Annotated in this window: 22 protein-coding genes; 2 read left to right on the top strand and 20 right to left on the bottom strand. The window is 48.9% G+C overall.

All coding sequences use genetic code 11. From position 1 onward, the window contains the following. Positions 1–39 precede the first annotated feature (39 nt). Positions 40–927: a LysR family transcriptional regulator gene (locus AN963_RS06250; protein ID WP_055743658.1), complete on the bottom strand. Its 888-nt coding sequence runs from the start codon at positions 925–927 to the stop codon at positions 40–42. Between the two features lie 115 nt (positions 928–1,042). Here AN963_RS06250 and leuC point away from each other — a divergent pair, with 115 nt between their 5' ends. Together leuC and leuD are read left to right on the top strand one after the other, a co-directional pair. Further along, entirely contained in the window at positions 1,043–2,473 is a 1,431-nt protein-coding gene (gene leuC / locus AN963_RS06245; protein WP_055743657.1) for a 3-isopropylmalate dehydratase large subunit, read from the top strand. Then, the gene (leuD, locus tag AN963_RS06240) at positions 2,470–3,054 is read left to right on the top strand and encodes a 3-isopropylmalate dehydratase small subunit (RefSeq protein WP_055743656.1); all 585 of its coding nucleotides are present in this window, start codon (positions 2,470–2,472) and stop codon (positions 3,052–3,054) included. Before leuC ends, leuD begins: the two co-directional genes overlap by 4 nt. 90 nt (positions 3,055–3,144) lie before the next feature. Here leuD and AN963_RS06235 read toward each other — a convergent pair whose 3' ends face one another. From AN963_RS06235 to AN963_RS06145, 19 genes are all read right to left on the bottom strand, one after another. Further along, positions 3,145–3,654 carry a GNAT family N-acetyltransferase gene (locus tag AN963_RS06235; RefSeq protein ID WP_055743655.1) on the bottom strand — a complete coding sequence of 170 codons (510 nt, stop codon included), beginning with the start codon at positions 3,652–3,654 and terminating at the stop codon, positions 3,145–3,147. A gap of 138 nt (positions 3,655–3,792) precedes the next feature. Beyond that, entirely contained in the window at positions 3,793–4,101 is a 309-nt protein-coding gene (locus AN963_RS06230; protein WP_055743654.1) for an SRPBCC family protein, read from the bottom strand. An 87-nt stretch (positions 4,102–4,188) separates the two neighbouring features. After that, the gene (locus AN963_RS06225) at positions 4,189–5,847 is read right to left on the bottom strand and encodes an AMP-binding protein (RefSeq protein ID WP_055743653.1); all 1,659 of its coding nucleotides are present in this window, start codon (positions 5,845–5,847) and stop codon (positions 4,189–4,191) included. A 119-nt stretch (positions 5,848–5,966) separates the two neighbouring features. Next, entirely contained in the window at positions 5,967–6,440 is a 474-nt protein-coding gene (locus tag AN963_RS06220; protein ID WP_055743652.1) for a hypothetical protein, read from the bottom strand. A 91-nt stretch (positions 6,441–6,531) separates the two neighbouring features. Next, positions 6,532–7,023 (bottom strand): YajQ family cyclic di-GMP-binding protein, encoded by a 492-nt coding sequence (locus tag AN963_RS06215; protein ID WP_055743651.1) that lies wholly within the window; start codon positions 7,021–7,023, stop codon positions 6,532–6,534. A 36-nt stretch (positions 7,024–7,059) separates the two neighbouring features. Beyond that, positions 7,060–7,848 (bottom strand): SDR family oxidoreductase, encoded by a 789-nt coding sequence (locus AN963_RS06210; RefSeq protein ID WP_055743650.1) that lies wholly within the window; start codon positions 7,846–7,848, stop codon positions 7,060–7,062. Between the two features lie 130 nt (positions 7,849–7,978). After that, the gene (locus AN963_RS06205) at positions 7,979–11,062 is read right to left on the bottom strand and encodes an efflux RND transporter permease subunit (RefSeq protein WP_055743649.1); all 3,084 of its coding nucleotides are present in this window, start codon (positions 11,060–11,062) and stop codon (positions 7,979–7,981) included. 4 nt (positions 11,063–11,066) lie between these two features. After that, on the bottom strand, positions 11,067–12,287 hold the full coding sequence (locus tag AN963_RS06200; RefSeq protein ID WP_055743648.1) for an efflux RND transporter periplasmic adaptor subunit: 1,221 nt from the start codon (positions 12,285–12,287) through the stop codon (positions 11,067–11,069). 259 nt (positions 12,288–12,546) lie between these two features. After that, the gene (pepF, locus tag AN963_RS06195; RefSeq protein ID WP_055743647.1) at positions 12,547–14,358 is read right to left on the bottom strand and encodes an oligoendopeptidase F; all 1,812 of its coding nucleotides are present in this window, start codon (positions 14,356–14,358) and stop codon (positions 12,547–12,549) included. A 117-nt stretch (positions 14,359–14,475) separates the two neighbouring features. Then, positions 14,476–15,762, bottom strand: coding sequence for a UDP-glucose dehydrogenase family protein (locus AN963_RS06190; protein WP_055743646.1), 1,287 nt, complete (start codon positions 15,760–15,762; stop codon positions 14,476–14,478). 12 nt (positions 15,763–15,774) lie between these two features. Next, complete coding sequence (locus AN963_RS06185) at positions 15,775–16,848, bottom strand: glycosyltransferase (protein ID WP_055743645.1); 1,074 nt, start codon at positions 16,846–16,848, stop codon at positions 15,775–15,777. Positions 16,849–16,874: 26 nt separating this feature from the next. Beyond that, complete coding sequence (locus AN963_RS06180) at positions 16,875–17,825, bottom strand: NAD-dependent epimerase/dehydratase family protein (protein ID WP_055743644.1); 951 nt, start codon at positions 17,823–17,825, stop codon at positions 16,875–16,877. After that, a complete protein-coding gene (locus tag AN963_RS06175) occupies positions 17,822–18,625 on the bottom strand; it encodes a glycosyltransferase family 2 protein (protein ID WP_055743643.1) in 804 nt (267 codons plus the stop codon). The genes AN963_RS06180 and AN963_RS06175 overlap by 4 nt, the downstream gene beginning before the upstream one ends. After that, a complete protein-coding gene (locus tag AN963_RS06170; RefSeq protein WP_055743642.1) occupies positions 18,622–19,668 on the bottom strand; it encodes a glucose-1-phosphate thymidylyltransferase in 1,047 nt (348 codons plus the stop codon). The genes AN963_RS06175 and AN963_RS06170 overlap by 4 nt, the downstream gene beginning before the upstream one ends. 122 nt (positions 19,669–19,790) lie before the next feature. Continuing rightward, complete coding sequence (locus tag AN963_RS06165) at positions 19,791–20,981, bottom strand: glycosyltransferase family 4 protein (RefSeq protein WP_055743641.1); 1,191 nt, start codon at positions 20,979–20,981, stop codon at positions 19,791–19,793. Next, the gene (locus AN963_RS06160; RefSeq protein ID WP_055743640.1) at positions 20,962–21,384 is read right to left on the bottom strand and encodes a hypothetical protein; all 423 of its coding nucleotides are present in this window, start codon (positions 21,382–21,384) and stop codon (positions 20,962–20,964) included. The genes AN963_RS06165 and AN963_RS06160 overlap by 20 nt, the downstream gene beginning before the upstream one ends. Before the next feature lie 154 nt (positions 21,385–21,538). Then, positions 21,539–22,234 carry a DnaD domain-containing protein gene (locus tag AN963_RS06155; RefSeq protein WP_055743639.1) on the bottom strand — a complete coding sequence of 232 codons (696 nt, stop codon included), beginning with the start codon at positions 22,232–22,234 and terminating at the stop codon, positions 21,539–21,541. A gap of 121 nt (positions 22,235–22,355) precedes the next feature. Next, a complete protein-coding gene (asnS, locus tag AN963_RS06150) occupies positions 22,356–23,645 on the bottom strand; it encodes an asparagine--tRNA ligase (protein WP_055743638.1) in 1,290 nt (429 codons plus the stop codon). Positions 23,646–23,817: 172 nt separating this feature from the next. Then, positions 23,818–26,232 carry a WIAG-tail domain gene (locus AN963_RS06145; RefSeq protein ID WP_152985607.1) on the bottom strand — a complete coding sequence of 805 codons (2,415 nt, stop codon included), beginning with the start codon at positions 26,230–26,232 and terminating at the stop codon, positions 23,818–23,820. Between the last annotated feature and the right edge of the window lie 174 nt (positions 26,233–26,406).

Raw genomic sequence — 26,406 nt, 5'->3', positions numbered from 1 at the left:
GCGGCGAGTACTGGGTTTTGGCGTTTTCTAGACTCCGTATTAGACATGCGCACCTTGCTCGACGAGATTCTGTACGAACGCTTCAGCCGGACGTGACAACGGCCTGTCCTTGCGATAGGCAACGACTAGTGTCCGGTAAGGCTTTGCTGACAGTCTTACATAGATAGGCGGTTCTACCGTTCCTGGTGCTAATGTAATCATCTTTGGAGCAAAAGACAGTCCCATCCCTGCGGCTACAAGCGATTGCACGGTCTGGATGTTGCTGCTCTCAAAAACGATTCGCGGACGGAATCCCGCCTGTTCACAGAGCTTCAAGGAAATGGTGCGAAAGCCTTGCCCTTCCTTCAGCAAAATAAAAGGCTGATCCGCCACTTCAGCCAGATCAACTTCCTCCCGATCTGCCAGTGGATGCTGAGGAGGCAGCGCCAGGAAGATATCTTCGTTGATCGCTGGAATGATTTCCAGAGACGGATCGCTGATCGGCATCGTCAGCAAGCTCACATCAATCTTCCCTCTGACCAGCAACTGCTCCAGATGACTGGAGGTGTCCTCCATCAATTGCAGCTCGACACCAGGAAACTGCTTCGTGAAGGCCGAAATGACACGTGGAAGAACGTAGGCACCAGTGATTGGCAGACTCCCTACAATCAGCTTCCCACTCTCTCCCACAGCATAGGCGCGCATTTCCCGCTCAAGCCCTTCAGACATGTCAACTAGCGTTTGCGCGACTTGAACAAACCGTTGACCCGCATCCGTCAGTTCCACATGTTGGGGCAATCGGTGAAACAAGCTCACTCCGAGCAGCTTTTCTAGTTTGGCAATCTGTTGACTAAGCGATGGCTGAGCCAGATGTAATCGGTTTGCTGCGCGTGAAAAACTGCGTTCTTCCGCAACGGCAATCACATAGCGAACTTGTCGTAACTCCATAAAAACCTCCCGATAGGCAAAAACTATCCTTCTCATAATTATTATATCTTTGAACTATTTTCTTTGCCATGATACAACCTTGGTAAGAGTTTCGCACGAAGGAGGAATCATTATTATGAAAGCCCGCACGATGTTTGAAAAGATTTGGGACAATCACGCGATTCACGAAGAAGCAGGTAAGCCTAGCCTCTTGTACATCGACTTGCACCTGGTTCACGAGGTAACCTCTCCTCAAGCCTTTGAAGGACTCCGCCTGGCAGGACGACAAGTTCGTCGCCCTGAATTGACTTTCGCAACCATGGACCACAACGTTCCTACCGCTGACCGCTTTAACGTAAAAGACCCCATCTCCCGTCAGCAAATGGAAACATTGACGGACAACTGCAAAGAGTTTGGCATCACACTAGCTGATCTGAACAGCCCTGACCAAGGTATCGTGCACGTTATCGGTCCTGAGCTCGGCCTGACTCATCCAGGGAAAACCATCGTTTGCGGTGACAGCCACACCTCTACACACGGTGCTTTTGGTGCACTTGCGTTCGGGATCGGTACTAGCGAAGTTGAACACGTACTGGCAACTCAATGTCTCCAACAGCTCAAACCAAAAACCATGGAAGTTCGCGTAAACGGCGACTTGCCTTTCGGTGTTAGCGCAAAAGACTTAATTTTGGCGATTATCGCAAAATACGGTACTGATTTTGCTACAGGCTATGTCATCGAGTATACAGGTGCTGCCATTCGCAAGCTCACGATGGAAGAGCGCATGACCGTTTGTAACATGACGATCGAAGGAGGCGCTCGCGCCGGTCTGATCGCACCTGACCAAACGACGTTTGAATACTTGAAAAACAAGCGCTTCGTTCCGCAAGGCGAAGACTTCCTGTCTGCAGTAGAAGCTTGGAAACAACTGTGCACGGACGAAGGAGCCCAATACGATACGGTCGTAGAAATCGATGCGACACAGATCGCTCCACAAGTCACATGGGGAACCAGCCCCGGAATGGGTACGAATATCACCAGCACCGTTCCAAACCCAGAGTCCTTCGAGACAACCGCTCAGCGTAAAGCTGCGCAAGACGCTCTCGCTTATATGGGTCTGACACCTGGCACACCAATGAACGAAATTAAAATCGATCGTGTGTTTATCGGCTCCTGTACGAATGGTCGTATCGAAGACCTGCGAAAAGCAGCTGAGGTAGCGAAAGGACGTAAGGTCTCCCCTTCTGTTCATGCCATGGTCGTTCCTGGTTCGCAGGCAGTGAAACAAATTGCAGAACAAGAAGGTTTGCATCTCATTTTCCAAGAAGCTGGCTTTGACTGGCGTGAATCAGGCTGCTCGATGTGTCTGGCGATGAACCCGGACATCCTGTCGGAAGGCGAGCGGTGTGCATCCACTTCCAACCGGAATTTTGAAGGACGCCAAGGACGCGGTGGACGCACTCACTTGGTCAGCCCCGAAATGGCTGCTGCTGCGGCAATTGCTGGTCACTTTGTTGACGTGCGTGAATGGAAAAATGAGAACGCAAGCCAGGAGGTATTCCAATGAACCCATTTGTCATCCACACGGGTCAGGTAGCACCACTCGACCGTGTAAACGTAGATACAGACGCAATCATTCCCAAACAGTTTTTGAAGCGTATCGAGCGCAGCGGCTTTGGCCAATTCCTGTTTTACGAATGGCGCTTTGCCGTTGATGGAACCCCCATCGACTCGTTCATCCTGAATACGCCAGAGTACAAAGACTCTACGATTCTGTTGGCTCGGAACAACTTTGGCTGCGGTTCCTCCCGTGAGCACGCGCCTTGGGCTCTGACAGACTACGGGTTCCGTGCGGTCATTGCACCGTCTTTTGCTGATATCTTCTACAACAACTGCTTCAAAAACGGCTTCTTGCCGATCACACTAAGCGAAGAACAAGTAGATGAACTGTTCAAACGTGCACAAGAGAATGAAAATTATCAATTGACAATCGACCTGCAAGAGCAAGTCGTGAAAGACAATGAGGGTCTCTCCTATCCGTTTGAAGTGGATTCCTATCGTCGTTACTGCATGTTGAATGGTCTGGACGATATCGGCATTACCTTGCAATACGAAGACAAAATTGCAGCTTATGAGGCAAACCGCTAAACGGATACCTTCTAGCAAACGCATATAAAGAGAGGCGAAGGCAGGTACTTTCCATGCCTTCGCTTTTTTATGATACAGATGATCGACTCTTTATTCGAACAGGAGGTACATCAGCGCTTCGTCGAAATACTGATCCCCTACTCTGAGCGCACGCTTTTCAAAGCCATATGTTGCAAATCCCATTTTTTCATAGAAGCGGACAGCGGCGGGATTCGTCGTGACGACTGCCAGCTGCACCTGATCTACATCCCCTAATCCACGTAAATAATCGATCGCCGCGTTCATTAACCCTGCTGCCAGCCCTGAGCCCCGGTGGGATTCTCTTACGTACATGGAGACAATCGCTACTTTGTGTCGCGCTTTCGTCCCTTTATGTCGGAAGAAACCGATCGTCCCTACGATTTCCCCATCAGAAAAAGCTCCAAAAAAACCACTTTCGCTGGGTGATGTTTGTGACAATCTCTCTTTCCATTCCTCCAGCGTGCGCTTTTTCTCGTCCTCATATGTAGCTCCGAAAGCATCCGGATCTTTTTGTAATGCCTCGAGTCTCACTACAGAAAATGCTTCTGCATCCTCGGGACCTAGTCGTCTAATCTCCATAGCTTGCTGCCCCTCTCCCTGCATTTCCCACCATCATAGAGGAGACATGTTCGAATGTAAAGAGTAGCTGTTCATAATATTTTCCATTATCCCCATAGTGTTCGATCCTCGAAAAGAGAATACCTAACCTTAATGCTCCTAGCTATAATCAAAGTTTTCAACAAGTAAAGAGTATTCCTTATACCATTTTTCCCATTCTTTTTCACGCGAGTCAACGATACGGTCGTCCAGCAATGCTTTGATTACATCCAAACATACATGCCAGCCTGCAAGATCTTTCGGAGTGTCACCTGTCATTTTATTGATCTTTTCAAACAGGACCAACCGACATCCATCGGATTCTGAATATAGTTCAAACCGAACTCGGTCTTCTCCATTTATACTCCAGTTTAGAGTCTCAAAACGAGCCACATATCCATCCTTGGTTTTTTGCAAAACTGCTAACATGCGTATTTCCTCCTTTTCCGGAGATGAAGAATGCAAAAAGCAGCCCTTCCACGGCCATGTGCCGCTGAGTGACTGCTTTCACCACTTTTAGGCTGTTTCTGTACTCCCCGCTCCAGGTAATCCAAAAGCGTGAATCGCATACTCGCGCAATTTGAATTTCTGGATTTTTCCTGAAGCGGTCATCGGATACTCATCGATAAATTGAATGTACTTGGGGATTTTATAGCGAGCTATTTTTCCCTCGCAATAGCTGAGTACGTCTTGCTCTGTCAACGTTTCGCCTGGTTTGACACGGATACATGCCAATACCTGCTCCCCGTATACGGTATCGGGAACACCTACGATCTGGACGTCTAAAATGTGTGGATGGGTATAGAGGAATTCCTCAACCTCGCGCGGATAAATATTTTCTCCACCTCGGATAATCATGTCCTTGAGTCGACCTGTGATTCGATAGTAGCCCTCTTCGTCCACAGTGGCGAGGTCTCCGGTATGCAGCCAGCCGTCAGAATCAATCGTCTTTGCGGTTTGCTCTGGCATGTTGTAATACCCTTTCATAACCAGATATCCCCGTGTGCACAATTCCCCCTGTACTCCCGGCGGCAAGGTTTCGCCTGTGATCGGATCGATAACCTTCGCCTCCACCCCTTCATGGACTCGCCCGACTGTCTCTACTTTTCGTTCAATGGAATCATTCGGAACGGTCTGTGTAATAACGGGAGAGGATTCCGTCTGCCCATACGCGATGGTAATATCCCGAATGCCCATTTTATGAACGACGTTTTTCATGACTTCGATCGGGCATAGCGAGCCTGCCATGATTCCTGTTCGCAAGGAGCTCAGATCACGCTCGGCAAACGACGGGTGGTTCAGCTCCGCGATAAACATCGTCGGAACACCGTATAGAGCCGTACAGCGCTCTTGTTCTACAATCGAGAGAACCAGTCCGGGATCAAAGGCCGTTACAGGGACCATCGTCGCTCCTGTCGCAACACACGCCAGCGTCCCCATCACACATCCGAAGCAGTGAAAGAAAGGAACGGGAATGCACACCCGGTCTTCCATTCCCAAACGTTGGCACTCTGCAACCTTGATGGCATTGTTGACGATATTGCTATGGGAGAGCATGACACCTTTGGGAAAACCGGTCGTCCCGGAGGTGTACTGCATATTGATGACTTCATCGGGGAGCAAGGTTTGTTGTCTCGCCTTTCGCTCTTCTTCAGCGACCTGTGCGGAGCGTTCCAGCAAATCACGCCATAAAAACATACCGGGCTGACGTTCTTCCCCGATATAGATAACGTTTTTCAAATGAGGCAGTCGAGCTGATTGGAGGTTTCCTGGCTCACAATTCGCTAGCTCGGGGCAGATTTCCCGAACCATTCCAACATAGTCCGCATCGCGATACGAATCTATCAATAGCAACGTCGTGGATTCTGACTGGCGAAGTAGATATTCTAGCTCATGTGTCCGATAACTCGTATTGACCGTCACCAAAACGCCGCCCATTTTCGCGGTGGCGTATTGAGAAATGACCCATTCAGGAACATTCGTCGCCCAAATCGCGATGTTTTCCCCTTTTTGAATCCCTAGTGACATGAATCCTCTGGCTGCCTGATTACAAATTTCCTGGAATTGCGCAAATGAATAGCGTAGCCCTCTTTCCTGATATACGAGAGCCTCTTTCTCCGGGTATCGACCCGCTGTCTCATCCAGTAAATCTCCAATAGTGATCTGACGCAGCATACAAGCACCTCCAAAACATTCAGACTATTCTGCCTTGCAAAAGTATGATTCTCCTTCCTCCAACATATTCCTCCCATTAGCAAAAAAGAAAAGCGTCCCACAATCGGAACGCTTACCTATCACTTCACAACAAACTTTTGGATGGACTCCACTTTGTACGGGAGATGGTTGCTGTAGTTCAGTTCTACTCGCAGCTCATGCTCACCTTTTGGCAGCTTCTTCAAAAGGAACTCCGGATGATAGATCATGCCTTTTGCTTCCCCATCGAGGTACAAATGAGCGTGACCTTGTCCGAATATCGCCTGTTGACTCATATCACCATTCTCTTGGACAAACTGAAAGTTCTGTGTGAGCAGTGATACTTCTGCCGTGCTACCGTCTACCTGAATGTCTAAATTCAACGACGGCTTTTCCGATCCGACTGGTTGCGTCATTGGAGTCGTGGATGCTGTTACACTTTCTTCTCCCGGTCGATACGAATCTGAGACGTGCAATGGATCTTTTACTAATAACACGATGCCCGCCACCAGTACGATCAGGAAGACGATTCCACCCAAAATGAGATTGCGCATACTGACGATAAAGACCTTCATGTCTCTACTCTCCCTTTCGCTAGTGCTTGTCACTTATTTGTACATGCATACGCGAAAATATTGAGAGTTAGAAGCAAAACTTTTCTAGCATTTATCGATAGTTGATAAATTGCACATCCAGAGGAAGGTCTGACTCGCGTATCGCAATGATGATTTGCTGCAGCTCATCTTTACTTTTTCCTGTCACGCGGATCTGATCGTCCTGAATTTGCGTCTTCACTTTCAGACCAGCATCCTTGATGATGTTGTTAATTTTTTTCGCATTTTCCTTATCGATACCCTGGACGAGCTTGACGCGCTGGCGAACGGTACCACCTGAGGCAGGCTCAACTTTTCCATAGTCCAGGTTCTTGATAGGCACTTCCCGCTTGACCAGCTTGCTGATTAGAATATCCTTGACCTGTCCGAGCTTGAAATCGTCATCTGAGACGAGCACGAGCTCTTCTTTTTCCAACGTAATCTTGCTTTTCGTCCCTTTGAAATCAAAGCGGTTCTCAATCTCCTTGAGGGCAGTCTGGATCGCATTGTTTACCTCAGACAGATCGACCTTGGATACAATATCAAACGAGCTTTCTTTGCTCATGCGAAGACCCCTTTCCTACATTTTTTCTTCGTATCTTTAAATAGCCCGTACCAAGCCACCATCTACCAGGAAGGACTGTCCTGTCACATAACTGTTGGCAGGTGATGCGAGAAACGTCACCATGCGTGCAAACTCATCCGGCTGACCGTAACGACCGAGTGGGATCAGCTTTTCTGATTGAGTGCGCACAGAATGGGCATCCGTACCCTTTTTCTCCGCATCCATTTCATCCAACTGCTTCACGCGATCTGTTGCGATTCGCCCTGGTCCAATCGTATTGATCAGAATGCCGTCTGGCCCAAGCTCTGCGGACAAGGTTTTGGCCAACCCCAGCACGCCTGTGCGGAATGTATTGGAGAGAATCAGGTTCTCCAGAGGTTGTTTGAAAGAAGAGGATGCAAAGTTGATGATGCGGCCGAACTGATTGGCGCGCATGTGCGGCAAGACTGCTCGAATCGCACGTACATAGCTGAGCAGGTTCAGCTCGAATGCTTTGATCCAATGCTCGTCACTCAACTGATCAAAGGAACCCGGCGTAGGTCCACCTGAATTGTTAATCAAAATATGTACGTTGCCGAAATGTCGAACCGTTTCGTCTACTACGCGCTTAATGTCTTCTCCCTTGGTCACATCGACTGTAACCGCTAGAGGTGCCTTGCCTGTCGCCTGCTCAATTTCAGCGCGCACACTCGCCAGGGCCGCTTCATCACGCCCGCAAATCGTCACGTTCGCTCCTTCTTGTGCGAGACAAATTGCAGTGGCTCTTCCAAGTCCTTTTGACGATGCGAGTACGATTGCCGTCTTTCCTTGCAGTTGCAAATCCATATCCATTCTCCCTTCAAGATGCCCATCAGTCTATCCTTATGGCTTTTTCTTTATTCTACAGAACTTTCTGATGAACGAAAAGGAAAAGAGAAGGGGAATCGCACACTCCCCTTCTCCTACCACGATGGTTTTACATTTGAGTCGGCTGTAATTTCGCCTTTTCTGTTTTCTTCTCCTGACGCTTGGCTTGACGAGCCAGTTTGCGAGCCAAACGTCTTTCTTTTGCCCCTTCAAACAGCGAGTACAACACGGGAACCAGTATGAGTGTCACGATCGTGTGGAAGACAAGCCCCGAAATCACAGCGGTAGCAAGCGGCGCTTCAAGATCGGAGCCTTCTGCCATGGCCAAGCCCATCGGAAGCATTCCCAGAATAGCCGTCAGCTTGGTCATGATGACCGGACGTACGCGTTCCTTGGTACCTTGAACGATCGCCTCCGCCAAATTCATACCGCGACCGCGTAGTAGGTTGATTCGGTCGATCAGCAGGATAGCGTTTGATACCACGATACCGACCAGCATAATGATCCCGATCATCGCCATCTCACCAAACACACGCTGCGTTAGGACAAAACCAATCACTACCCCGACGAGGGCCATCGGAATCGTCAGCAAGATGATAAATGGCTGAGAGAGACGTCCGAACTGGGCAACCATCACCACGTAGATCAGGGCGAGCACTCCGGCAAAGACAAAGACTCCCTGAGTCATGTTCGCACTCTGTTCTTTCAGCTTCCCAGCAATATCAATGGAGTATCCCGCTGGAACTGCAAGCGTAGGCAGCTTCTCTGTGATTTGTCGTCCTACTGCTCCCAAATCACTTCCCTGCAATTCAGCTGAAACTGTAACGATGCGTTCCCCTTTCTCATGGGTGATGACGACAGGAGATTTACTGTACGTCCATTCTACCAATTCTGACAGCGGCACTTGTGCCCCACTCTTGCTGCTGATCATCATGCTATGCAGCTGATCTGGATGCTTCAGCCAGTTGTCCGGTAGCTTGGCGACGACATCTACCTCGATCCCGTCTTTTGTAACCGACGTAATCGGTTGATCTCCAATCATCGAACTGAGCTGCTGCAGCAAGGAACGCGGATCTACATTCAGACGCGACATGGCTTCCTGCTTCGGAACGAGGGTGACTTTTTCCTTTCCTTCCTTAAAATCATTACGGATGTTCTCGACGCCCGGAATGGTTGCAAGCATGCCTTCCACATCTGTGGCGATCAAACGCATTTGTTCCAAGTCGTCACCCACGATATCCAGTTGGATTGGGGCGTCTGTTCCTTGCCCACCGAAGTTTGTCGTGATCGATTCAATGCCCGGTATGGCTTTCAGGCGTTCATTGATATCTGCCGTCAACGCTTCCTTGTCACGCTGGCGTTCACTCTTAGGTCGCAAGGAGATAAATATTTCCGAGTTTTCTTTGGAAGAGAAGAAGAAAACATCTTTTACCTCGTGAATCTCACGTAATGTGGTTTCTCCTGCCAACGCGGCCTTTTGGGTTTTTTCCAGTGTCGACCCGGTAGGCATCTCAATCGAGGCAAACACCAGATTTTCGTTGGCATCGATCCCTTGCCCCATCTTCATGAGTGGCGTCATCACCCCAGCTACGACGAACGTAGCGACGGCAACGAGCAACGTTTTCACGCGATGACGCAAAGCCAATTGCAGAAGCTTGCTAAACCCACGAACAATCACATGTTCCTTTGCTTCACCTTCCAGTGACACCTTCTTATCTTTTTGCAGAAAGCGATCGGAGAACACAGGGACGAAGAAAAAAGCGGCAATCGTAGAAGCAACGATCGCGGAGGAAACGGTAAAGGCAATCGTTGCCAAAATCGGTTTCAGCCAGTCTTCGAAATCCGCGAAGATCAACGGTAAAAATACGATGATAATCGTCAATTGCGAGGTAAAAACAGGCGTCAATACTTCGCGTGTCCCTTTGACAATCGCATGTGTCAAAGGCTCTCCCTTTTCCCTGAAATGATAGATGCTCTCCAATACAACAATGGCTGCATCTACAATCAGACCGACAGACAAACTGAGAGAAAGCAAGCTCACCATGTCAATGTTGTAGCCACCCAGCTTCATCGCAATAAAAGTCATGAGTGCGGATAAAGGTAGGGTGGTAGCAATAACCAGCGTGACCCGCCAATTTCTCAGGAACACGAACAGAATGATGATAGCTAGTGCGCCCCCGATCATGACGTCACGGCTCAGGTTAGTTACCGCGTGCTGGATATAGGAGACCGCTTCTATCATGACTTTCAATTGGTACTGTCCGTTCGCCTCTGTATTAATCTCGCGGACGATCTGCTCTACCTTACCTTGCGTAGTGATTAAATCACTGCCATCTGCCCGTTTTACGCTCAAGTGTACAAAAACACTTCCATTCGTCAGCGCAACCGAGTCTTTGACTTTCCCTCTCAGATCTTCTATCGTCGCAAGCTGGCTCAACGGAACAGTTCCATTTGGCGTCTCTATGGGGAGTACCGTCATTTCCTGAACAGTACTGTACGTATCGTCCACCATGACAACCGTATCAAATCCGGAGTTTTCCAACGTTCCCACAGCTTGCTTCCAGTTGGTATCCTGCAGCTGTGCGATCACATCGGCTGGCGTCGTTCGGTAAGCATTGAGCTGATCCGGTCGCAAGGTCACGGCTATCTGATTTTCAAAGCTGCGATCGGAAATTTCTACTTCCTTCACGCCTGGCACTGCTTCAATTCGGTCTTTGATCGTTGTCTTTGCCAAGCTCAGCATTGATTGTGGATCCGCTCCGACCAACGCATAGTCGATCAGGGCATCATCCCCAAAACTCATCTGATTCACTTCCACTCGATCTACTGCTTTTGGGAAGCCGTTGCGGAGTCTGTTAACAGCGTTCTGCACGTCCTGTTTGACTTTTTCACCAGTGCCTTCTTTGGCAGTAATCGAGATTCGGACTGAGCCTGAACCTGTGGTGGACGTGTACTCTTTGATTTCGGTAATCGACTTTAGTTCTTGTTCAATCTTTTTGGTGACCTTGTCTTCCATCTCTTCCGGTGGTATGGAGCCTCCTGAAATGTTGACGGAAAGGACTGGGAAATCCGTTTTCGGTACCAGCTCCACATTGAAGCTCAACAAGGAGCCGATTCCCGCGATCACGAGCAAGAATGTAAAGAGGTAGACGATCAGTCGGCGTTTCAGCAAAAAGAGAATCATCTTATTCATGCAGCTATTCTCCCTTCGCCTCTACTTTTTGCCCCTCAACATAAAACGTAATGCCGGAACGCAGGAGCTGGTCTCCTTCTTTAATCCCAGATAAGATTTCAATCTGGTCGCCAGTCATTTGACCTACCTTGACTTCCTTGCGTACCGTCAAGCCGTTCTCCACGGCCATAACATAATGCTGAGATTGACTCACCCCTACACTCTCCAGCGGTACGAGAAAGCCATTTATTTTACGTGGCACTTCCACTGTCGCTGTCATACCACCACGCCAGTAGCTATCCGGGTTCGGGACCGTTACCTCGACACGATATTTGCCCGTCTGCTTGTCGACAACAGGAGAGACGAATGTAACTGTTCCATTGCTTTTCTTGCCATCACTGGAAACGATCTGTACCTTTGCTTTCTCGTGGAACTGACCGATTCCCTCATTCGTGATGTCCAACGTCACTTTTACCTCGGACAGATCGACTAAGTGAATGATTTGTTCACCGGGTGAAGCCTGTTCGCCCGATTGCTTGAAGACATCCACAATCGTACCTGCAAAAGGAGCTTCGATTTTGGCATCGTCTAGGCTCTTTTTCGCTCGGTCTACCTGTCCAGATGCTTGTTTGATTGAAGCATTGGCTACTGCTACATCCTCTGGCTGTGCTCCACGCTGAAGTTCATCTAATGCCAGTTGTGCGTCTCTTACAGAAATTTCTGCTTGGGACAGCACTCGCTTGCGATCATTTATTTCGCTTTGCGAAATAGCCCCGCCAGCTAACAGCTTTTCACCCACCGTGACATCCTGCCGAGCTTTTTCCAGCTGGTTCTGCGCGCTTTTTACTTGCAAGCGTTGCTGTTCGATCGCTTGTGCAGTCGCACCTTTGAGTGTCTGCGTCTTGCGAGCGGCTGCCTCAGCGACCTGACTCGCTGCCACTTCCACTTCTTTTTGATAGTACCGGGTGTCCAACGTTGCCAAGAGCTGACCTTGACCGATCTTGGCACCTTTGCTTACTTGTATGGCCGAGATCGTTCCGCCTGTTCCGAAAGGCAGTACGGCATCCCGTTTTGCCTCGACCATTCCCGTCACGCTCAGCACCACGGGATTTGCCGCCTTCGTCACTTTGACGACTTCAACTACTTTTGCCTTCGCTTCTGCTTGCTGTGGAGCTTCAGGAGCAGGCCCGCATCCAGTCGCAACAAGCAACAGGGAAGCCAGAATTATTGACGCTCGTTTTTTCACCTTGATTCCTCCAAGTAATTAGCAATCATTTCCTTGCATCATTGTGCCAGTTTTTCCCTCCTGTGCAAAACAGCCACCGGGTGGAATTTCTTCTCCGTCCGAGGTCGGAGGGACAATATTCCAGCAAGACATAAGTATATACGAATCGAATATGATCGGGTTACCTTTTTTTATCTTTTTTTACAAAAAGTACACAAAAAAAGCAGCCCAGGCATTCACCCTGGCTGCTTGATCTATCCTTCGCGTGCTTATGTGTACACTAGTTTTTTGATACCAGCTGCTCCATTTCCTCCAGCAGTTCTTTAAAGACTGCCAAGCCTTCGCGAATCGGCTCAGGAGACGTCATATCCACGCCTGCATTTTTCAGCAGATTCAGTGGATAGTCGGAGCTGCCGCCTTTCAGGAAATTGAGGTATCGATCGACAGCAGGTTGACCTTCCTCCAAAATCTGCTTGGAAAGAGAAGTCGCCGCTGAGAAACCGGTCGCGTACTTGTAGACGTAGAAATTACGATAGAAATGAGGAATTCGGGCCCATTCTAAATCGACTTGACTGTCTACAACCATATCTGGACCATGGTAAGCCACATTCAGTTCGCGATAGATTTCGCTGAGTGAATCTGCCGTTAGCGGCTCGCCCTTCTCTTCCTTATCGTGTACGATCTTTTCAAATTCAGCAAACATCGTCTGACGGAATACAGTTCCTCTAAACTGCTCTAGATAGTAATTGATCAGGAACATTCGTTGCTGTTTGTCGGTCGTGGTCTCGAGCAGATGGTCCATGAGTAGAGCTTCGTTGAGCGTGGAAGCCACTTCTGCTACGAAAATTTTGTAGTCCGCGTACGTATAAGGCTGAGCATGGTTCGAATGGTAGCTATGCAGAGCATGCCCCATTTCATGTGCCAGCGTAAACATGTTGTTCACGTTGTCCTGGTAGTTCATCAGCACATAAGGATGCGTCGAATACGCTCCCCATGAATACGCGCCGCTCGTCTTGCCTTCATTCTCGTGGACGTCGATCCATCCGTTGGAGAAGCCCTCCTCAAGCACACGGCCGTACTCTTCTCCCAGTGGATGAAGAGCTTCTTTGATCGTGGAAACAGCCTGATCATACGGGATTTTCATATCCACTTCTGGAACAATCGGGACGTACAAATCGTACATATGGAGCTCGTCGACCCCAAGCAATTTTTTCCGCAGAGCGATATAGCGATGCATCAACGGCAGATGCTCATGAATCGTTGCAATCAGGTTGTCATAGACCGACAGATCCACGTTGTCCGCGAACAAAGCAGCGTAGAGCGCAGACGGGTACTTCCGGGTGCGGGCGTAGAAGACATCACCTTTGATGGCAGACGTCAACGATGCCGCGATCGTATTGCGGAATTTGCCGTAGGTCTCATAGAGAGCCTCGAAGGCTTCTTTCCGTACACGTCTGTCCTTGCTTTCCATGAACTGCGTGTAGCGTCCTTTCGTCAGCTCCACCTCTTCCCCATTTTCATCCGTAATCATCGGGAATTTCATATCTGCATTGGCCAGCATGCCGTAGATTTTACTTGGGGCAGAAGCCAATTCACTCATATTCGCCAGTAGCGCTTCTTCATCGGAGGAGAGAGTATGCGGCTTGAATCGCATGATTTCCTCGAGCAAAATACGATAGTGCTCTAACCCTGAGACTTCTTTTAGCCATTTTTCCATTTCTTCGGTGGAAATGTCCAAAATCTCTGGCTGTATGTATGAAATCGCTCCATAGACTTGCGTACTCAAGCTAGTCGCTCGGTCGGTCAATCCTTGATAGGTGCTGTTTGCGTTGTCTTCATCACGCCGCATTCTTGCGTAGACATAGACTTGGTCGAGCGTCTGAAGTAATTCATCTTGCAGCGTCAGCGCAGCTAGCAATTCTTCTCCAGACTGTCCGAGCTTGCCTTTCATCCCTGCGATTTGATCCGCGAGCTGCTTTGCTTTCTGCACGTCTTTTTCCCAATCGGAATCGCTCGGGTAAATATCTTCGAGACGCCACTTGTATTCAGCAGGGACGTCATTGCGTTTAGGCAGTGTTTTGCTTTTGTTCACCGTGATCACTCCCTCGTAGTTTGCTGGTTGGTGAAATCATCCATATGATTATCCTATCTTATTATGCCTCTTGGTTCAAATTGTAAAAAAAAAGCTGACCGCTCCTGCTTGGAATAGTCAGCTTCTACCCACACCTGTATAATGAAAACCTGCATCCTTCAATTGCTTGGCTGGCCAAGCGTTGCGACCGTCAAACAACAATGGAGCTGCCATACTCGCCTTGATTTCTTCCCAATCCAGCTGCACGCATTCCTTCCACTCCGTGATCAGGAGTGCGGCGTCTGCTCCTATAAAAGCCTCTACCGGATTGTCTGTGTACTCGACCTTTGGAAATAGCGGACGGACGATGTCTACTGCGATCGGATCATAGGCAACAATGGATGCTCCGTCCTTTTGCAGAGCCTCCAATACTTTGAGAGAAGGAGCTTCTCGTATATCATCGGTTTCAGGCTTGAAGGCGAGTCCCAGCACCGCGATTCTCTTACCAGCCACATCATCCATCTGTTTTCGCAGCTGCTCCAAAAACCAGGTCGGCTGCTTGGTATTTACTTCGCGGACTTTATCAAGGATCGTCAGTGATATTCCATGCTGATTGGCGAGCTGGAGCAAGGCAATCGTGTCTTTGGGAAAGCACGAACCGCCATAACCCACACCGGCCCGCAAAAACTCTGGGCCGATTCGGCTGTCTAGCCCCATCCCGTGCGCAACCGTCACGATATCCGTCCCGAGCTCTCCACTCAATCTCGCCAACTCATTCATGAACGAAATTCGTGTAGCGAGAAAGGCGTTGGAAGCGTATTTGATCAATTCTGCGTTTGCCCTGGTCGTTGACACACGCGTCGCAGAGACTCCCTGATAGAGCTTTTCCATGGCGTCAGCTGCGTCCTGATGATCGGTCCCAATCACAATCCTAGTGGGCTGCAATGCATCCTTCAGGGCATTCCCCTCACGTAAAAACTCGGGATTAGAGACAACGTGCAGTCCGTCGATCTCACGCAATAGCTCAGCGATTCGGTCTCCAGTTCCTACGGGAACAGTACTTTTCATTACTACGGCACGATCCCGGGGAGCCTTGCGGTGCAACGATTCCACTGCGGAAACCGCAGCAAATACGTACCTCAGATCCGCTGTTCCGTCTGCAGATTCCGGCGTACCAACACAAATAAACAGGATCTCTGCTTCCCAAGCGTCAGCTATTTGGGTTGTAAATTTCAATGTGCCGCTCTTTAGCAGCTCCCCTAGTGCTTCTTCTAACCCCGGTTCGTAGATTGGTGATTTCCCTTGTTGTAACTGAACAATTTTGGCCTCAACGAGATCGATTCCAAGAACGTCATGACCTTTCATCGCTAGTGAGACCGCCGTCGTCAACCCAACATATCCGGTACCGATAACGGCAACCTTCATTCTTTCACCTCATCATTTTTTCATCACGCGCAAGTAGAGTTCTTCCAGCTTGGCGCGTTGTTTTTCGATGTTATGATTCCGTTCTACTTTCGCTCGTGCTCGCGCAACGACCTCTGCCCATTCTTCTCGAGAGTCCAGTACGTGGTTGATCATTCGTCCCATTTTCGTTGGCGAACGCTCTGGCACTAAGTACCCTGTCTCTTTGTGTTCGACTAACTCGGGAATACCCGAATGGTACGTGGAAATGACCGGACGGCCTGTCGCCATCGCTTCCATCAGTACGTTTGGAATGCCCTCCTGATCGCCATTTCGCGCCGTCTTACAGGCAATAGCAAACAAATGGCACCTTGCCAGCTCACGTTGTACTTCGTGATGGGTCAGCGCACCTTTTAGAACGACCTGACCCCCTAGCTTGTATTTTTTAATCAGGCGTCGCAGCTTGCGTTTTTCCTCCCCTTCCCCGACGATAATGAGCTTGGCACGAGGGTGGCTTTTCCGCACGCTTGCAAACGCCTTGACCAAGGTGTCCATGCCCTTTTTTTCTGTCAAGCGACCGACACTGAGTATACGATACTCCCCATTCGAAACGGGCAGGGCAGGTTGCATGGGGAATTTGCGCAAGTCGATGCCTGAACGGACGAGAGTTATCTTTTTCGAAGGACAGCCTAGCCGCACCAATCTTTTTTTCATGTGAGTACTAACTACTGTAAATGCCTTTCCCCTGCGGAATAGTCGCTTCAACGCCCGCCGATAGCCTAGATTTCCTTTGACACGTTTGGTCGCGTCAAAGCCATGAAAAGACGTAATAAGCGGCAGTTTCGTTTTCTTGGCATATGGGAGCAGCTCCAGGCCGGCAGGTCCGAAGCGAGCGTGCAAGCATTTGACCTTTTTTCTTCTCAACCATGTGGAGAGGCCGGCCATATGCTTGCGCACATAGACCGGCGAATAAGGAAACTGTTTGCGATTAAATGGACGCTGTCTCGTCAATACGATCGGTTTCACATGGGTGTGTCCATGCAACTGCTCGTAAATGAATGTTTCGCTTCTAGGAAGGAATTTTCTTCGATAGACGAGGACCCGATGCATGCAACTAGCCTCCAGTTTTTTGAAAGTTATCCCTTGGCTTGTGCGCGCATATCAACGAATTGCAGGCGTAGACCTTCTTCTAGAGGGACTTGCGGGCGGAATCCCAACCGATTCTGAGCCAGCTGAATATCCGCACAAGTGCGCAAAGAATCACCTGCTGGACCACTCTGGAAGGATAGATTCGGTGTGACATTCAACAGGCCACCCATGATGTTCAACACGTCGAGCAGCTTGATTTCCCGGTCTCCGCCTACATTAAAGATTTCTCCTGGTAAAGCGTGGCGCGCTGCAAGCAGATTCGCCTGAACGGCGTCAGCCACGTACGTAAAGTCTCGCGATTGCTGTCCATCGCCGTAGATCACAACCGGTTCGCCTTTCATCATCTGTCGAAAAAACCGATGAAACGCCATGTCCGGGCGTTGCCTAGGGCCGTAGACCGTAAAATACCGCAGCATGGTGACTGGCAATCCGTACGCTTTTACATAGACCTGGCAGATTTGCTCCATTGCCTCTTTTGTCACCCCATAGGGGGAAACCGGCCGTAATGGTGACGACTCATCTGTAAACGTACCTTGCATCGTCCCGTAGACTGATGAAGAGGAGGAAACGACGACGACCGGTGGTTTCGGAAGTTGCAAGCACGCTTCCAGTAGCATCTGCGTCGCCAGGATGTTATGGTTCACGTAATCGGTAAAGGCTTTGCCCCAGCTGTTTCGGACACCTGGAAGTGCAGCCAGATGGTAGACCACGTCTACACCATCCAGCCACTCCTTCCACCGCTGCGTCTGCAGCATCGTCGAATGAAAGGTAAAGGCGGGATGATTCCCGATTTCTGCTAAATTACGAAGCTTTGCTGCCACATCGTAATTATCGAGGAAACCATCTACTCCAATGACTGTCACTCCTTCATTCAACAGTCGTTGAGTCAAATGGGACCCTATAAAACCGGCACACCCGGTGACAAGCGCTTTTGTCATCGCCGTCGCCGCCTCACTTTCTTCAGTCGTTTGATGATCAAGTATCCATTTTTGTACGAAAAGACAGGCTTGTATTTATTACCCCACCGTTTTAAATAGTATTTAAACGTCTTTCTTCGAAGGTGATTGCGCCTTCGCTTCATCTTGCCGTCCGTGAGCTGTCCGCGATGCTTGGTACGGTTATACAGCTTTTTATTGATGAATCGGACTCGATAGCGCTCGATCAAGCGCAAGATGATACGGCGGTCTTCCATGATCCGTCCATCGTACTTGTCAGACGTATCCCATCCTCCTACCTCCCGAAGTGCAGCTACTCGATAGCAGCGTGGAGCCACCATCCAGCGGTTGTATTTCAGGAACTGATATTTGTTGCGGAAATGCTTGTGCTTGACGAGAAACGGGTTGTAGTACTTACCTCGTTTTACCCGCCAGATCTTTACATTCCCGTAATACAAGGCAGTACTCGGCTTGCTTTTGTGAATATACCTTTTCAGTACAGCTAACGTCCTTCTGGGCAACCAATCGTCCGAATCCAATTGTACGAGGTACGGTGTATCCACCATTGTCAGCGCTTGGTTCATCACTTTGGATATGCCTGAATTTTTCTCCATCCGGTAGTAGGCAATATTCGGATGGAACAAATATTTATCCACCTTGCCTCTCGTTTTGTCCGTAGACGCATCGTCCATAATCAGCAGCTTCCAATCTTTACAGGACTGCTTGATAACGCTATTGATCGCTTTTTGGATAAAATTAGCTCGATTGTACGTAGGGATCACAACGGTAAAGGTCGGATTCATGGCTCCTCCCTCTTAATGGCTGGAATGCGGATCGAGGATTTGTCACTCAAAATTATGACGCCACTGCTCTCCGTTGAATGTCCGGTTAACTGCGACGAGCGACCAAATACGCTATCTGACACCTTCCACGCGACATCTGACAAAGAGCTATTTTCTAAGAGAATGCTGTTTTCAATATGTGCACAATTTTCTAATTGGACGCCGTTCTGTATGGATACAAAGGGTCCCAGTCGGCTGTTCTTGATCTGACAACCGTCGCCGATCAAGACAGGTCCCACGATATCACAGTTTTCAACAATAGAGTCTTTTCCAATCTGATGCTGATCACCCAAATCGTTCGTCAACATCCACCGATTCGCCTCCAGCCAGCGATCAATCGTCCCCACATCCGAGTACTTCCCAGTCGTAACGGCATGGGAAATATGAAAACCACGATCTATCAAAGACTGGATCGCGTCCGTGATCTCGAGCTCACCACGGGCGGATGGCTGAAGTGTAGCAATCGACTCAAAAATGGGTTTGGTAAACAGGTAGGCGCCAATTACCGCCAGATTACTCTTCGGCTCGCGGGGTTTTTCCTCAACTGAGACCAGGCGCCCTTCCTGTACTTCGGCGATCCCATAATCCTGTGGTCTCTCCACTTCACTTAGCATCACAACGCCGTCGGATGTTGTACCTGAAAACGCACGCGTAAGCCCGTGCAGCGAATCCATCAACAAGTTGTCACCGAGTAACAAAATAAACGGTTCGTCAAGCAGGAACGGTTGCGCGAGTTGGACGGCATGGGCGATTCCCAAAGGGTCCTTCTGCTCAATAAACGTAATGGTAGCCCCGAATTGACTACCATCGCCTACGAGAGGTGGAATTTGCACTTGGGAAGGGTGAATGACGATCCCGATGTCATGGACACCCACTTCACGCAGTTTGCGGATGCAATAGTGTAAAACCGGATGATTGGCCACAGGGAGGAGGGTTTTTGGCTGCGAGTAGGAGAACGGGTGCAGTCGCGTACCCCGTCCAGCACACAAGATTAACCCTTTCACAAGTATCACTCCCCAAAGGTGCTCTGCGATACTTATAAAGTATGCGTCTCGTGCTTTCTGGACAGGGCAAACGTCTAAGGCGAGGAAAGAAAGGGCAGGCACCTATGCGAAATGGCGCCTGATTAGCCGGTTTTACGCAGAGTTTGTTTGGAGGGAGAAGGAGTCTTTTGTTTCTTGCAAACTTTCTCGAAAACATTCAAATAACCTTGAGCTGTCGCGTACCACGAAAACTGCTTGGCTCTCATCAATGCGTTTTTCCCCATTTCCGTCCGGATCGCAGGGACACCCCAGAGAAGATTCCATACAGCTGGAAGCTCTTTTTTCCACTTCTCTGGCGGGAGTAAAAATCCGCTACCTTGATGCGTGACCACCTCTCCTATTCCTCCCCGAGGGGTCGTAATGACGGGCTTCCCGGAAGCCATTGCCTCCAGATTGACGCGACAAAATGCTTCCTGCCAAACCGATGGGGTCGCCACGACATCGCCTAGCTGATAGTAAAGTGGCATTTGCGCACTGGGGACAAAATTGACAAACTTGACCTTGTCACCCAGCGGCTTTGCCAGCTTTTTCAGCTCTCGCACATACGGATTCAGACGGTTGCTGCCATAGCCCGTACCTCCAACGATGACGAGCCGAGCCAGTGGATCCTGCTCGCTAACCTCTCGAAATGCCTTTAACAAGACGTGTACACCCTTTGCCCGCATCAATCGACCCGCATAGAAAAGGACGCGATCTTCGGGTTGAAGACCGATTTGTTTTCTAATTTTTCGGATCGAAAAATGAATTTTCGCCACCTGATACGGACTGACGTCTACTCCCAAATGAACCGCGTGAATCTTATGGGCAGGAATTCGACAGGCCTTCATAAAATGACGCCGCAGGTATTCACTATTGGTGAAGAAACCGGCCGTAAGACGCACTACTTTTTTCATTTTTTCTTTACTGATCATGCCTTTGGAAGCATACACATGGGAGTGCATATTGACGAACATCGGGATCTTTGGAAAATGGCGCTTTAAGGCGAGAACGTAGATCGGCCTGTTCTCCACCATGATGACATCTGGCTTTCGTTTGCGAATGTGTCGAATAATTCGCTGTAAGTAAAGCTTCGGACCCTGATTATAGGAAAAGCGGATAAACTCTCGATTCTCCTCCACCGCTGATCGGGGATAGGTATCACAAGTTCTTGTATAAATCGTAACCTGATGCTCTGGATCGATCATCTTGGTCACTTCATCGATATCATGTTCAACAGAGCTGCCTTTGACGGGTGGAACGGAGAAAGGGCCAGGGCTAATGATGGCTATCTTCATTACGCTCGTTCTCCCACTCCTTTTTCAAGGCAAGAACCACCTGATACAAGTACTGAATCTCTTTGGTTTGCGTCTCCTCCAGCTCACGAAATCGTTTTTCCCACGAAGTCAGCTGTTCCTTCAAAGAGGTAATTTCCAGATCCAGCTTTTCCACTTGATCATGAATGACGGACTCTTTGTGCGTAAGAATGATTTCAATCGGTTGTTCGGGCAGCGGTGGCGATGCTTGTTCTACAGCTGTCTCGATGATCGTCTCCGCCGAATATCCGTTCGCTGGCTCCAATTCCTTTTCCGTAGGTTTTACGATGGATATACGCTCAACCGCTTCATCTACCACGTAGTTGCCAGAGAATACGCCTGGCATTACCCAATGAGGCAGATCCCATTTTTTCTTTTTTTCCACAAGCCATTCCCTCCAACTTTGTTGCCCCTGCAGAAAGAAGATCATGTATACAGGTGTAGCAACACGCATTTATGGTATAGGTTATGATGAAGTCGCAAAATGGGTACGTATACCGTGCCGAAGCAAAGAAAAAACCGCTTTGATTGTTGAACAATCAAAGCGGTTGACGATGGTCTTTAGAGGTGGATTGTCTGCGAAAATTCATGCTGTAGTGCCGAGCTTGCTCCACACTCGTAATTTGCTGCTTCTGCCATTCGAGCAAAATTCGGTCGATATAGCGAATGTGCAGCTTGCCTACGGTGGCTGCTTCGCGCAAGGCGGTCAAAACCAATTCTTCCGAGTAGCCGTCTTGTCCGGTCCACATGTGGATGCTTTCCAGTTCAAACGGGGAGAGCGGACGTCCAAATGCCTGTTCAAATCGTCCATATATCGCAACAGGCTCGTCATCCAGTGAGGCTGCAGCTTGTCGAAACGGTTCGTTGATTGATTCTATCAAATGCGGGTCCGTTTGCTGCTCTCGCCAGGTTTGGTATAGCTTCCGATACAAAGGCGTCAAATTGTATTGCTCATGCCGCATCCCGGTTTGTGGGTCGATAAATTCGTCAATGCTAATCCATTCTTCCTTCAGAAGCTTTTGCAGCGATTGTATCAGTCTCATATTCGACAAGGACATTCGCTCCTCCAGCTCGGTTAAAGTAGGGAAGCGATTCCCCTCTTGTTGAAAGGAAAGCAGATGGATGAGCAGCATCATCTCGTCATCAGCCAAAGACATGCGTTTGTACATTTTCAAGAGCAGGTTGGAGACGGATGTTGCACCTTCTTGCAACAGTTGCAATATTTGGGAATCCATAAAGCTTTTTTCACCTCTGTGTTGGAATGACAAGGGAGTGCAGAAACACGAAAATCGTGTCAAAACAATAGGAACACCCTGCTGCCCTTCAGCAACAGGGTGTACACTTGGCTACAAGAAATTAAGGGTAGAGACGGTACAGCATACGTGGGAATGGAATAGTCTCGCGTACGTGATCCAATCCGCAGATCCAGGCGATGGTACGCTCCAGACCCAGGCCAAAACCAGAGTGAGGGACGGTACCGTACTTGCGCAGATCCAGATACCAGCGATAAGCGTCTTCCGATAGCTCATGCTCAGCAAAGCGTTTTTCCAACAGCTCTGGATCGTCGATACGTTGACTTCCTCCGATGATCTCCCCATATCCTTCTGGGGCGATCAAGTCGGCACATAGCACCACTTCTGGACGCTCAGGATCTGGCTTCATATAGAACGCCTTGATCTCAGTAGGATAGTTTGTGATGAAGACAGGCTTGTCGAAGTGCTCGGCAATAGTCGTCTCATCTGGAGCACCAAAATCGTCGCCCCACTTGATTTCACTACCTTTTTCCTGGAGCAATTTGATCGCATCATCATAGCTGATACGAGGGAATGAACCAGTCACACCTTGGAGCTTGGTTGTGTCGCGTTCCAACGTTTTCAGTTCCATCTGACAGTTTTTCAGAACGGATTGAACGACATGAGACACGAACGCTTCCTGAATGCGCAGGTTTTCTTCTTGATCCACGAACGCCATCTCCGGCTCGATCATCCAAAACTCAATCAAATGGCGACGAGTCTTTGATTTTTCTGCCCGGAAAGTCGGTCCAAACGAGTAAACCCGACCCAATGCCATTGCAGCTGCTTCCATATACAGCTGACCCGATTGAGACAGGTAAGCATCTTCATCAAAGTACTTGGTGTGGAACAGATTTGTCGTCCCTTCCGCAGAAGTAGGAGTCAAAATCGGTGGATCGACTTTGAAGAATCCATTTTGCTGGAAGAACTCGTACATCGCACGAATCACTTCAGAACGAACAGCCATCACTGCACGCTGACGTGGGGTACGCAACCACAAATGACGGTGATCCATCAGGAAATCAACGCCATGCTCTTTTAAGGAAATCGGATAATTTTCTGCGATCTGGATAATCTCCACACCAGTCACATTCAATTCGTATCCACTTGGTGCGCGGTCATCTGCCCGAACAACACCCGTTATGTAAAGAGAGCTTTCTTGTGTCAGTTTAGACGCTTTTTCCCAAACGTCTTCAGCTACTTCTGCTTTTACCACGACCCCTTGGATAAAGCCGGAGCCATCACGCAATTGCAGAAATTGAATTTTTCCGCTGCCTCGCTTGTTATACAGCCAGCAACCCATACGTACTTCTTGTCCAACATGCTGCCCCACCTGGGCAATCGTCGTCAACATCGGATCATTTCCCTCCATTTACCGTCCCAGACAAATAGCAGACTGAGTATACCTAACAATTATACTATTGGGGTCTGGCAAATTCAATGAAAGACTCCTAACAATAAGTTTACCATAATATAATTATGAAAACAAAAAACCTCCCTGCAAATCACAGGAAGGTGTAACCATTTCACTGTTCTTCTGCTAATTCCTCTGGCAAATCAAGCGCTTCTTCCTCTAATTCCTCTAGCAAATCAAGCGTTTCTTCCTCTAATTCCTCTGGCAAATCAATCGTTTCTTCCTCGCTCGTCATCTCCAAAATGTCGAAATCGTCTTTGTCCTCTAGAGATCCCTTTTCTCCGATCGCGATCCATTGGAGAACTCCCCCCTTTTCCTCCAGGCCCACAAGGCGGAAAACAGTGAGAACTGCTGCCCATTTCGTTACCTTCTTGAGGGAAACAGACGTGCCGGACTGATTGGTCATGCCGACTATACAATAATTCGTATTTGCAAACGGCTGTTGCAGCGGCACCTTGACATCAACCGTCTTTTGTCCTGTTTCCATCCGAAACGGTGTAAATCCAAACAGCTGTAGAGTCGTCCCTGGTGTTCTGCTGGTTTCAACTGGATGAAAGGCTAGCTTTTCAGCTGGAATGGAGTGATCCTCAAGATGAGCGGGACTGATCGCACCGGGTACAATTTTTTGACTGGTCACGCTTCCATCAGCAAGTTGCTCTTCCATGATGATCGACTTATTCAGGTGTTTGGTTTCGATCACGTTTGCTTTGATTTTTTCACCCGTAATGCTTCCTTCCGCGAGATGCCGCCCTGTCAGGCTGTCAAATACAATATGCTCCCCCGTCACTGTTTTCAGCTCTAGCTTTGTGCCATCCACGACTCGATCAACCAGCTTCTCGCGTGTGACACTGCCTTCCTGCAATTTTTCCTTGGTGATAGATTTTGGCTGGATATGCTCATTTTGCACCGAAAGACTGGCGAGATGCACTGCTGTTACGCTTTTTTCAGCTAACTTTTCTCCTGTCACGGAGGCTTTGCCCAAATGACGGGTTTTAACTGCCTCGCTGCTCATTTTTTGCGCAGTTACAGCCGAATCCGCCAGTTTATTCGTGGTGACGCTCAATTCCGTAATTTTATCCGTTGAGACTGACTCTGGAGCCAGCTTGGATGTCGTGACGAGATGATCCAACAGGTGTTGGGTTTGCACGGAGTATTCACGCAGGTGTGATGGTCCAATCAATCGTTCGGTCAAATGCTGTTCTTCAATGACCTTTTTTGCCAGCTTTTCCGGGATGATTGCTCCATCAGCAAGATGCTTTGCTTCCACACTATCTTCGAGCAGGTGATGGCTCCACACGCTTCGATTCCCCAGTTTTTCGTGTGTGATCGACTTATCCGCGAGTTTCGACGTCGTCACTTGCGAATCTCCAAGCTTTTTCGTTGTGACCACCTGATCTTGCAAATGGGATGTTTGAATGCTTGCCGCTTGCAAGTGGACACTGCTAATGGATTCTTTGGCTACTTTTTCGGAGGTGACGCTGGAATGATCCAAATGCTCTGTCAACACGGCGTACGGGCTGATTTTATCACTCGTGACAGCTTCTGGATGCAAGTGCTGTGAATAGATTGTCTGGAACGCTATGTGCACATCATTGACCGCTCCTGGTGCTATATTGCTACCATCGATCGCTAACTCCGCCACGTGGTGATGAAGAATGGCACCTTCCCGAATGTGCTGGGATTCGATTGCGTCTTCGTCGAGTTTGACTGCAGTAACAGCCCCATCGCGGACCTTGTCGGTCGTAACAGCCCCATCCTCCAGTTTGACCGAATTGACGGCGTAATTGGCCAAATGTCTTGTTTGGACACCGCCTGTTTTGAGTTTATCTCCCGTAATGGCTTGGTCCTGGATCAATTCAGTGGTGATGGCTTGATCTTGAATATGCTTGCTCTGAATTGTTCCTTCGGCAAACTTCATAGAATCAATAACTTTATCCGCCAATTTTTCTGAAGTGATGCTGTTATTGATTAGCTTTTGACCCGAAATGGAACGATCCTGTATCATCTCACTATAGATGATCCCTCTGCCTAGATGCTCACTGTGAATGGCTTGAGGGGCAATTTTGTTTGAAGTCACGCTGGAATCCGCCAGCTTGCTGCTATCCACCGCGTAGTCCTTCAATAAGGAGTTGTCTATGCTCCCTGGCTTTACTTTGGACGTGTCAATAGCACGATTAGCGATCTTTTCATTCGTAACGGACTGATCTGTCAGATCGTCTGTGTATACAAACGATCTCACTCGGTCATCATTACGATCTTTTATCACTTTGGTAAAAGTTGTTTGATTAGAGGAAATACCCTGCTTGGGCATTCTGGGCATTGGTGGCGGAGTTTGGCTGCTCCTGGATACGATCGGGGCAGGCTGGGGCGGAGCATTGAGTTCCGCATCCAATAGATCTGCCTCCAAAGCGCTGAGCCAATCCACGTCTGTAGAGGTCTGCATGAGTGGTATCTCATTTTCCGGGCGGCTTTGTTTAAACGTTTTCCCCAAATTTTTGTTTAGCTTTCGCCGATTTACATTTGCCATAGAGTCTCCTTGCCTCCTGATGTCTATCCCGTATCTTATGTAGGTTATTCATCCACATAGGCGTTTGGTACCTAGGAGAAAAAAAGTTTCCACAGCAAACAACACTAACCGGAGCTCATGCTGCTACAACAGCGAGGGAAGCAGGTCTTCATCTTCAACTAGTGGGGTTCTTCT

It is taken from the genome of Brevibacillus choshinensis, assembly GCF_001420695.1.
Taxonomy (GTDB): Bacteria; Bacillota; Bacilli; order Brevibacillales; family Brevibacillaceae; genus Brevibacillus; species Brevibacillus choshinensis.
The sequence above is the reverse complement of the archived record's forward strand: the minus strand, read 5'-3'. Positions and strand labels throughout refer to the sequence as shown.

Excerpts from the sequence above, each read along its gene's own strand:
- AN963_RS06250 (WP_055743658.1), bottom strand. The coding sequence starts at position 927 with ATGGAGTTACGACAAGTTCGCTATGTGATTGCCGTTGCGGAAGAACGC.
- leuC (WP_055743657.1), top strand. The coding sequence starts at position 1,043 with ATGAAAGCCCGCACGATGTTTGAAAAGATTTGGGACAATCACGCGATT.
- leuD (WP_055743656.1), top strand. The coding sequence starts at position 2,470 with ATGAACCCATTTGTCATCCACACGGGTCAGGTAGCACCACTCGACCGT.
- AN963_RS06235 (WP_055743655.1), bottom strand. The coding sequence starts at position 3,654 with ATGGAGATTAGACGACTAGGTCCCGAGGATGCAGAAGCATTTTCTGTA.
- AN963_RS06230 (WP_055743654.1), bottom strand. The coding sequence starts at position 4,101 with ATGTTAGCAGTTTTGCAAAAAACCAAGGATGGATATGTGGCTCGTTTT.
- AN963_RS06225 (WP_055743653.1), bottom strand. The coding sequence starts at position 5,847 with ATGCTGCGTCAGATCACTATTGGAGATTTACTGGATGAGACAGCGGGT.
- AN963_RS06220 (WP_055743652.1), bottom strand. The coding sequence starts at position 6,440 with ATGAAGGTCTTTATCGTCAGTATGCGCAATCTCATTTTGGGTGGAATC.
- AN963_RS06215 (WP_055743651.1), bottom strand. The coding sequence starts at position 7,023 with ATGAGCAAAGAAAGCTCGTTTGATATTGTATCCAAGGTCGATCTGTCT.
- AN963_RS06210 (WP_055743650.1), bottom strand. The coding sequence starts at position 7,848 with ATGGATTTGCAACTGCAAGGAAAGACGGCAATCGTACTCGCATCGTCA.
- AN963_RS06205 (WP_055743649.1), bottom strand. The coding sequence starts at position 11,062 with ATGAATAAGATGATTCTCTTTTTGCTGAAACGCCGACTGATCGTCTAC.
- AN963_RS06190 (WP_055743646.1), bottom strand. The coding sequence starts at position 15,762 with ATGAAGGTTGCCGTTATCGGTACCGGATATGTTGGGTTGACGACGGCG.
- AN963_RS06185 (WP_055743645.1), bottom strand. The coding sequence starts at position 16,848 with ATGCATCGGGTCCTCGTCTATCGAAGAAAATTCCTTCCTAGAAGCGAA.
- AN963_RS06180 (WP_055743644.1), bottom strand. The coding sequence starts at position 17,825 with ATGACAAAAGCGCTTGTCACCGGGTGTGCCGGTTTTATAGGGTCCCAT.
- AN963_RS06175 (WP_055743643.1), bottom strand. The coding sequence starts at position 18,625 with ATGAATCCGACCTTTACCGTTGTGATCCCTACGTACAATCGAGCTAAT.
- AN963_RS06165 (WP_055743641.1), bottom strand. The coding sequence starts at position 20,981 with ATGAAGATAGCCATCATTAGCCCTGGCCCTTTCTCCGTTCCACCCGTC.
- AN963_RS06155 (WP_055743639.1), bottom strand. The coding sequence starts at position 22,234 with ATGGATTCCCAAATATTGCAACTGTTGCAAGAAGGTGCAACATCCGTC.
- asnS (WP_055743638.1), bottom strand. The coding sequence starts at position 23,645 with ATGTTGACGACGATTGCCCAGGTGGGGCAGCATGTTGGACAAGAAGTA.
- AN963_RS06145 (WP_152985607.1), bottom strand. The coding sequence starts at position 26,232 with ATGGCAAATGTAAATCGGCGAAAGCTAAACAAAAATTTGGGGAAAACG.